The following is an 8,832-nucleotide window of genomic DNA, read 5'->3' as shown; positions in this document are numbered from 1 at the left end:
GCGAGGATAACGGCGATGATACCGCCGGCCGAAGCGCCACCGACGTCGTAACCCAGAAGTGCGGTGCGATAGATCAGGAAGGCAAGGTTGGTGGAAGCGTAACCTGGGCCCCCATTGGTGGTGACGAGGATTTCCGCGTAGACGCCGAGCAGGAAGATTGTCTGGATCAGAATAACGACGGTGATGGCGCGGGAAAGATGCGGCAGCGTCAGATAGATGAAGCGGTTGACGAAGTTTGCGCCATCCATCTCGGCCGCCTCCTTTTGCTCACCATCGAGCGATTGCAGCGCGGTGAGCAGGATCAGCGTCGCAAAGGGCAACCATTGCCAGGCGACGATGATGATGATGGACAGCAGCGGAAACTGTGCAAACCAGTCCACCGGCTGGAAACCGAAAAAGCGCGAGAGATCGGCAAGCACGCCGTAGCCGGGATGCATGATCATGTTCTTCCAGACCAGCGCGGCAACCGGCGGCATGACGAAGAAGGGCGAGATGATCATGATGCGCACGATGCCCTGGCCGAAAATGTCGTTGTCAAGCAACAGCGCAATGGCAATGCCGCCGATGACGGTGATCAAAAGCACCCCGCCGACGATCAGAAGCGTGTTCCAGATCGACTGGAAGAAGGCCGGATCGGTGTAGAAATACTGATAATTAAAGAGACCCGCAAAGCTGACATTTGCCGGGTTGAGCAGATTGTAGTTCTGGAACGAGAACCACAGGGTCATTGCCAGAGGCACGATCATCCAGACCAGAAGCAGCAGAACCGAAGGCGCAAGCATCACCCGCGCAAGACCGCTTGTGTTTCGTGTTGCCATTTGCACTCACCTCCCCTTGGGCTCGGGCATCAAGAGATGCGCCCGGCATATCCGGAAGAACCGGCTCATTCTTGTTTTGATTTGAAAGCTATCGAAGCCGCATGGCGGTCTTCAGCCCGCAGTCTCGCTGCCCGGCATTGGCGCCGGACAGCGATCTTCGGGAGGATTACTTGATGTAACCGGCGCGGGTCATTTCACGCGTCGCCGTCGACTGGGCGCTGGCAAGCGCATCATCGACGCTGGACTGGCCGGCAACGACCGCCGAGAACAGCTGACCAACCGTGGTGCCGAGCGCCTGGAATTCAGGGATCGCCACGAACTGGCCACCGGTGTAAGGCACGGGCTTTACAGTCGGCTTGGTGATGTCGGCGGCATCCATGGCGGCAAGCGTCGGCTTGGCGAAGGCGGCAGCCTTTTCATAGTCGGCGTTCTTGTAAAGCGAGGTGCGGGTGCCCGGAGGCACGTTTGCCCAGCCTTCCTTGGAAGCGACGAGTGCGGTGTAGTCCTTGCTGGTTGCCCAGGAGATGAACTTCTCAGCGGCTTCGGCCTTCTGCGAGCTCTTCGGGATAGCAAGGTTCCAGGACCACAGCCAGTTGCCGTGGTTCTTCAGCTCGCCATGGGTCGGGAAGAGCGCGTAACCCACCTTGTCGGCAACGGTGGAATCCTTCGGATTGGAAACGAAGGAGGCAGCCACAGTGGCGTCAATCCACATGCCGCATTTGCCCTGCTGGAACAGCGTCAGGTTTTCATTAAAACCGTTGGAGGAGGCACCGGACGGGCCGGCATCCTTCATCAGATCAACGTAGAACTGCAGCGAGCTCTTCCATTCCGGCTGATCGAACTGCGGCTTCCAGTTTTCATCGAACCAGCGGCCACCGAAGGAGTTGGTGAGCGCGCTGATGAAGGCCATGTTCTCGCCCCAGCCGGCCTTGCCGCGCAGGCAGATGCCGTTGATATCGGCCTTGCGGTCGGTGATCTTGCGGGCCGCATCGCCGATGAATTCCCATGTGGGGTTATCAGGCATCTTCAGGCCGGCTTTTTCAAACAGGTCCTTGCGATACATGATCATGGCGGATTCGCCGTAGAAGGGGGCTGCGTAAAGCTTGCCGTCGGCGGAAAGGCCGCCACGGATCGCCGGCAGAATGTCGTCGACGTCATATTTGTCGCCGAGCTTTTCGAGCGGCAGCAACCAGCCCTGCTTGGCCCAGATCGGCACTTCGTAGTTGCCGATGGTCATGATGTCATATTGACCGCCATTGGTGGCGATATCGGTCGTCACGCGCTCGCGCAGGACGTTTTCTTCAAGCGTGACCCATTCGACCTTGATATCCGGGTTCTTGGCGGTGAAGTCCGAGGTGAGACCCTGCATGCGGATCATGTCGCCGTTGTTCACGGTGGCAATGGTCAGCGTCTCGGCGGAAGCAAGGGTCGAAAAGGCGAGTGCCGAGCATGCGCCCAGCAAAATGGTCTTCAATGTCATATCTTCCTCCCAGAAGAAAAATGATGAGCATTCGCTTTGCTCTGGGGCATTTACTCACCCGGAGACCAAAAATGTCAAGCGACATCCTGTGCTGCGACGCACATGAAAGAATTAATTAATTGATTTTATTGGAATAATTTTTGCTCAGTGTCTGAGCAAATATTCGCCTGTCGCTTCGTCCGTAATCAGCCCATTCAAAAGCCCGCCTCTCAAGGCAGCCAGAATCGAGGCGTTCTTGCGAATGCCCTGCGCCATACCGATGACCCGGCAGGTTTCTCGCGAAGGAATGGGAACGGAGGCGACGCGCTCGTTGACAGCGTGATCGAGGATGTGGCCGTTGGCATCATAAATCCACCCACAAATCTCTCCCACCGCCCCGCTCGCCATCAGTGCCTTCATCTCGTCGACATCAAGAAACCCATCGACGCAGAGCGGTGCATTTTCGCCGAGCTCACCGATACCGACGAAGGTAACATTGGCAGCGGCCCCCAGCGCCAGCGTGGAGCGCACCATGGATTGATCGTGCAGCAACTCGCGTTCTTCCGCCGATGAGCAGAGCACCGGCAGCGGCATCGGGAAATGCCTGGCCTTGATCGCGTCGGCCATGCTGAAGATGACGTTGTAATAGGCGGCCGATCCGTCTGGGCCGATATTGCCGGTCAGCGACACGATGCGGTGCTGCGGGCACTCCATCGGCGGCAGCTGATCCACGGCGGCCTTCAATGTACGGCCGGTGCCGATGGCGAGCACGATGGGATCGACATTTCTCAGCCAGCGCTCGATTTCCGCCGCTCCGGCCTCGGCGATACCCACCGTGGAAGAAATCCCGGCAGGATCGCTCGGCACGACTTCGATATATCCAAGGCCGAATTTTTCCTTGAGACGTTCGGCTTTTTCGAGACAGGCGGCGATGGGGTGGTCGAGCCGAACCTTGATCAGCCGCTCGGCAACGGCCAGCGACACCAGCCGCTGCGCCGACTGCCGGGAAATGCCCATGGCGGCGGCAATCTCGTCCTGCGTGCGACCGGCGACATAATAAAGCCAGCCGGCACGGGCCGCATCATCCAGCCGTCCATGTGCGTCGTTTCGTCTGGCCATGCCGCTGCCCTCTGAGAATTTCGTCTGCGCATTTGCTGGCATTTTTTTGCAGCGGCTGTCAAACGGGGGATGCGGAAGAGAACGCTGGGCGGTGCGGCGTAATTCTTCTCCCCGCCGGGGAGAAGGTGGCCCGAAGGGTCGGATGAGGAGGCAACGCCAGCCATATGCGGGGAGCTTGCCCACTCATCCCGCTGCCGCGGACTTCTCCCCCCCCCGGGGAGAAGAAACAAGTGGCCGCCGCCCGATTCCCTACCGGCGCTCAGCCCGAATCCAGCACTACTCAATCAAGCCGCTTCCTGCACCAGATGCCCCGCCGAAACCTCACGATAAAGCCGCTGCGGCGGCACATAGTCCACCGGCCGGATCGGGCTTCTGATCTCGTCGGTCGCCATGTTGCGCTTGATCTGCCGTCGCGCGGGATCAGGCACCGGAACGGCGGACATCAGCTTCTTCGTATAGGGGTGCTGGGGATTATCGAAAACGGCCGCGCGCGGGCCGATCTCGACGATCTCGCCAAGATACATCACCGCCACCCTGTGACTGACGCGTTCCACCACCGCCATGTCGTGGCTGATGAACAGAAAGGCGAGGTTGAGGTTCTGCTGCAGGTCGAGCAGCAGGTTGCAGACCTGCGCCTTGATCGAGACATCGAGCGCCGATACCGCCTCATCGGCGACGATGACCTTGGGATCGAGCATCAGCGAGCGGGCAATGGCGATGCGCTGGCGCTGGCCGCCGGAAAATTCATGCGGGAAGCGCCGCATCATATCCGGGCTCAGGCCCACTTTTTCCAGAAGATCGGCAGCCTTTTCCCGGGCCTGCTGTTTGGTTCCGAGGCGATGTTCGATAAAGGGCTCCATGATCGCCGTGCCGACGCTCATGCGCGGGTCGAGCGAGGCGAAGGGGTCCTGGAAGATCATCTGCACGCTGCGGCGCATGGTTCGCAGCGTCGTCTTGTCGAGCTTCAGCACCTCGTAGCCATCGAGCATGACATCGCCTGACGTCGGCTCGATCAGCCGGGTGATGGAGCGGCCCGTGGTGGACTTGCCGCAGCCCGATTCACCCACCAGCGAGAGGGTTTCGCCCTCGGCGAGATCGAAGGAAACCTTTTCCACCGCATGCACGGCGCCGGATTTGCGGCCGAATAGGCCGGAGCGGATGTCGAAACGGGTGGTCAGATCTTTGACCGAAAGGATGGGCGTGCGGCCGCCGGAGACAGTATCCTTCACGTCCGCCACAGGCTGACTTTCGCCGGTCTTGATATCGATGATCGGGAAACGGGCCGGCAGCAGCCTTTCCTTCATCGAACCCAGCTTCGGCACCGCGGAAAGCAGGGCACGCGTATATGGGTGGCGGCCACGATGGAAAATGTCGTCGGTGGTGCCGGTTTCCACCACATCGCCACGGAACATGACGATGGTGCGGTCAGAGACTTCCGCCACCACGCCCATATCGTGGGTGATGAAGAGAACCGACATGCCCTCCTCTTCCTGCAATGTCTTGATGAGGTCGAGAATCTGGCCCTGGATGGTCACGTCGAGCGCTGTCGTCGGCTCGTCGGCGATCAGCAGCTTCGGTTTGGAGGCAAGCGCCATGGCGATCATCACGCGCTGGCGCATGCCGCCGGAAAACTGGTGTGGATAATCGTCGAAACGGTTCTTCGCATTGGGAATGCGGACTTTTTCCAGAAGCCGGATGACCTCGGCCTTTGCGGCAGAGGAGGAAATATCCTGATGTACGGTCAGCGCTTCGGCGATCTGCTTGCCGATCGGAAAGATCGGGTTGAGGCTGGTCATCGGCTCCTGGAAGATCATCGAAATGTCCTTGCCGCGGACCTTGCGCATCTCTTCTTCCGGCAGTGCCAGCAGATCGCGCCCGCCGAGCATGACCTTGCCTTCGATGCGGCTCGTCTTTTTATCGAGCAGCCGCATGATGGAGAGCGAGGTGACGCTCTTGCCCGAGCCGCTCTCGCCGACGATCGCCACCGTCTCACGCGGCGCGATCTCGAAACTCATATTGCGCACCACGGATTTCCAGCCGCCATCGACGCGGAAGGAGGTGGTGAGATTTTGAACCGATAAAACCGGGCTGACCGAACCGCCGGTCTGTTCCATTGATGTCGCTGCCAAAAGCATGCCGATCTCCTGAAAAGCAGAAGGCGGCCACGAGGGGCCGCCGGATGTCTCATGCAGCAAGTGCGGTTTCGGCCATCGAAACCCAGTAGCTGATGCCGTAAGGCAGCGCGTCGTCGTTGAAATCATAGGCGGCATTGTGCAGCCCGGCGGTGTCGCCATTGCCGATGAAGATGAAGGCGCCGGGGCGCGCTTCCAGCATGTAGGAGAAATCCTCGGCGCCCATATGCGGATTGGGATTGGTGTTGACGGCGTTGGCGCCGGCCACACCCATCGCCACGCCGGTCGCGAATTCTGTCTCGTCACTGTGGTTGAACGTGACGGGATAACCGCGATCGTACTTCACCTCCACCGTCGCGCCATGAGCCATGGCGGTGGCGGCGGCCACTTCCTTGAGGCGCTTTTCGGCGAAATCGCGGGTCTCCGGCAGCAGCGTGCGCACGGTGCCGGTCAGCGTCACCGCACCGGGAATGACGTTGGACGCCGTGCCGCCATGGGTGGTGGCCACGGTGACGACGAGTGATTTCAACGGATCCGTCTCGCGCGAGACAATGGATTGCAGGGCGATGATGATATGCGCCGAAGTCAGCACCGGATCGATGGAAAGATGCGGTGCCGCCGCATGGCTGCCCTTGCCGGTGATGGTGATTTCGAAACTGTCCGCAGCCGCCATGGTGGAACCCTTGCGGATGGCGAACTGCCCGACGGGGATGCCCGGCTCGTTATGCATGCCATAGACCTGCGAGATGCCGAATTTCTCCATCATGCCATCATTCAACATGGCAAGCGCTCCCGCGCCACCTTCTTCCGCCGGCTGGAAGATCACCGCCACCGACCCCTTGAAATTGCGCGTCTCGGCCAGATATTGCGCCGCACCCAAAAGCATGGCGGTATGCCCGTCATGACCGCAGGAATGGGCCTTGCCCGGCGTCTTCGAGGCCCATGGCTTGCCGCTCGTCTCAAGGATCGGCAGCGCATCCATGTCGGATCGGAAACCGATGGTCGGACCATCCCCGTGCCGGCCCTTGATGATGCCGACCACGCCTGTTTTGCCAATGCCCGTTTCGACCACGTCGCAGCCGAAGGATTTCAGTTTTTCGGCAACGAATTTCGATGTTTCGTAGACATCGTAGAGCAGTTCCGGGTGTTCATGCAGATGGCGCCTCCAGCCGGCAACTTCTTCCTGCATTTCAGCCACACGGTTCAATATCGGCATTCTCTTTTTCCCTTTTTTTGTTCCCCGCCGGGTTGTCGGACGCCATATTGAGTTTGGAATTTCCTCTTTTGCAAGCATGAAATTTGCTGCATGAGCGAAAAATAGGCCCAAAACTAAATGGCTCAAAATTTGTTCATCAATGAAACATTGGGACTTGCTTTTCAAAAAAACTGACAATAGCATCATCTGGAATGGAGGAATATTCATTAGCAAAGTCAAATAGTTAGAACAACAGACCTTGCACATGACGACGGGAAAAGCGTCAAACATTCAAACAGATAAAATCCAAAAAGGGGAAAACCACAATGAAGAAGCGCAGCGTTCTCTTTGCCGGCACGGTGGCGGCCATGGCTCTCGCGGGCTCTGCCGCCCACGCCGAGCGCGGCAGTGACGGCGAACTGAAAATCCTGTTCTGGCAGGCCGTATCGACGCTTAATCCCTATCTTTCGGGTGGCACGAAGGAAGTCTACAGCTCGTCCATGGTTATCGAGCCGCTGGCGCGGTATGACGAAAAGGGCGAGCTGGTGCCGATGCTGGTGACCGAAATTCCGACGATCGACAATGGCGGCGTCGCGAAGGATCTGCTCAGCATGACGTGGAAGCTGAAGACCGACGTGAAGTGGTCTGACGGCACGCCCTTCACCGCAGAGGATGTGATCTTCACCTGGAAATATTGCACCGCACCCGATGGCGGCTGCGCGCAGGCGGCACAATATGAGGGCGTGAAGAACGTCGAGGCCATCGACGCCCACACCGTCAAGGTCAGCTTCACGGAGCCGAAACCCTACCCCTATTCGGCATTCGTGGGCGCACAGTCGCCGGTCATCCAGAAGAAGCAGTTTGAAAAATGCGTCGGCGCGGCAGCTCCCGGCTGCACCTCCGCCAATTTCGGCCCCATCGGCACCGGCCCCTTCGTGGTCAAGGATTTCAAGCCGAACGACGTCATCAGCTTCGTTGCCAACCCCAATTACCGTGACCCCGCCAAGCCCGCCTTCGCCACGGCGACCCTGAAGGGCGGCGGCGATGCCGCTTCCGCCGCGCGCGCCGTGCTGGAAACCGGGGAATTCGACTATGCCTGGAACATGCAGGTGGAGCCGGAAATCCTCGCCACCATGGTGGCGGCCGGCAAGGGCAAGCTGGAAACCGCCTTCGGCACGCAGGTCGAGCGTATCAATCTCAACTGGTACAATGCCGATCCTTCGCTGGGCGACAAGCGCTCCACCAAACAGGCCGGTCCCCATCCGGCCATTTCCGATCCCGCCGTGCGTCGCGCGCTTTCGCTCGCCATCGACCGTGAGGTCATCGATGAAGCAGGTTACGGAGAAGCGGGCAAGCCGACCTGCAACATCGTACCGGCTCCGGAAGCCGTTGCTTCCACCAAGAATGACAGCTGGTGCCTGAAGCAGGATGTGGAAGGCGCAAACAAGCTATTGGACGATGCCGGCTGGGTGAAGGGTGCCGATGGCATTCGCGCCAAGAATGGCGTGAAACTTTCCTTCCTTTACCAGACGTCCACAAACTCGGTTCGCCAAGCCACGCAGGAACTGGTGAAGGACATGTGGTCGCAGATCGGCGTCGCTTCCGAACTGCGCAATGTCAGCGCCTCGGTCTTCTTCGGCGGTGACCCGGCGAGCCCGGATACCTTCCAGAAATTTTATGCCGACGTCGAAATGTACACCAACAATTTCGACGGTACGGACCCGGAAAAATATCTGGCGGAATGGCTGTGCGACAAGATTCCGGCCCCTGAAAACGGCTGGCAGGGGCAGAATATTCCGCGTTACTGCAACCCGGAATTCGACAAGCTTGTGGGTGAACTCTCCAAGACCGCCGACCTTGCCAAGCGTGCGGAGATTTCCAAGCAGCTCAACGACATGCTGACGGAGGAAGGCGCGCATATTCCGCTCATCCACCGCGGCAGCGTTTCCTCGCATTCGCTGACGCTGGAAGGCGTGCGCATGAATGCCTGGGACTCGGAACTCTGGAACGTCGCGGACTGGTCCCGCAAGAAGTAACACGCAGATGCGCCGGCTTCTCCCCCGGAGAGGCCGGCCTTCTGCATGCCCCTGGACCATGTTCTGAAGACAC

The 8,832-nt window shown here is 59.4% G+C and carries 6 protein-coding genes; 1 reads left to right on the top strand and 5 read right to left on the bottom strand.

Going from position 1 to position 8,832, the window contains the following annotated elements; all coding sequences use genetic code 11:
* The 5 genes from BLU28_RS11905 to BLU28_RS11885 all read right to left on the bottom strand — a co-directional run.
* Positions 1–818 (bottom strand): carbohydrate ABC transporter permease (locus BLU28_RS11905; RefSeq protein WP_092651307.1); only part of this gene is annotated, 818 nt, incomplete at its 3' end.
* 166 nt (positions 819–984) lie between these two features.
* Positions 985–2,298 (bottom strand): ABC transporter substrate-binding protein, encoded by a 1,314-nt coding sequence (locus BLU28_RS11900; protein WP_034496827.1) that lies wholly within the window; start codon positions 2,296–2,298, stop codon positions 985–987.
* Between the two features lie 144 nt (positions 2,299–2,442).
* Complete coding sequence (locus BLU28_RS11895; protein ID WP_037092320.1) at positions 2,443–3,396, bottom strand: sugar-binding transcriptional regulator; 954 nt, start codon at positions 3,394–3,396, stop codon at positions 2,443–2,445.
* Positions 3,397–3,680: 284 nt separating this feature from the next.
* A complete protein-coding gene (locus tag BLU28_RS11890; protein WP_022562770.1) occupies positions 3,681–5,531 on the bottom strand; it encodes an ABC transporter ATP-binding protein in 1,851 nt (616 codons plus the stop codon).
* A gap of 49 nt (positions 5,532–5,580) precedes the next feature.
* Positions 5,581–6,744, bottom strand: a complete 1,164-nt coding sequence (locus tag BLU28_RS11885; protein WP_004445263.1) for a M20 aminoacylase family protein — start codon at positions 6,742–6,744, stop codon at positions 5,581–5,583.
* A 305-nt stretch (positions 6,745–7,049) separates the two neighbouring features.
* Between BLU28_RS11885 and BLU28_RS11880 the strand changes: the two genes are divergently transcribed.
* Positions 7,050–8,759, top strand: a complete 1,710-nt coding sequence (locus BLU28_RS11880; RefSeq protein WP_004445265.1) for a peptide ABC transporter substrate-binding protein — start codon at positions 7,050–7,052, stop codon at positions 8,757–8,759.
* Positions 8,760–8,832: the final 73 nt, after the last annotated feature.

Origin of the sequence: Agrobacterium pusense, from assembly GCF_900102105.1 — a bacterium.
Taxonomy (GTDB): Bacteria; Pseudomonadota; Alphaproteobacteria; order Rhizobiales; family Rhizobiaceae; genus Agrobacterium; species Agrobacterium pusense.
This window is presented reverse-complemented; position numbering and strand designations above follow the sequence as displayed.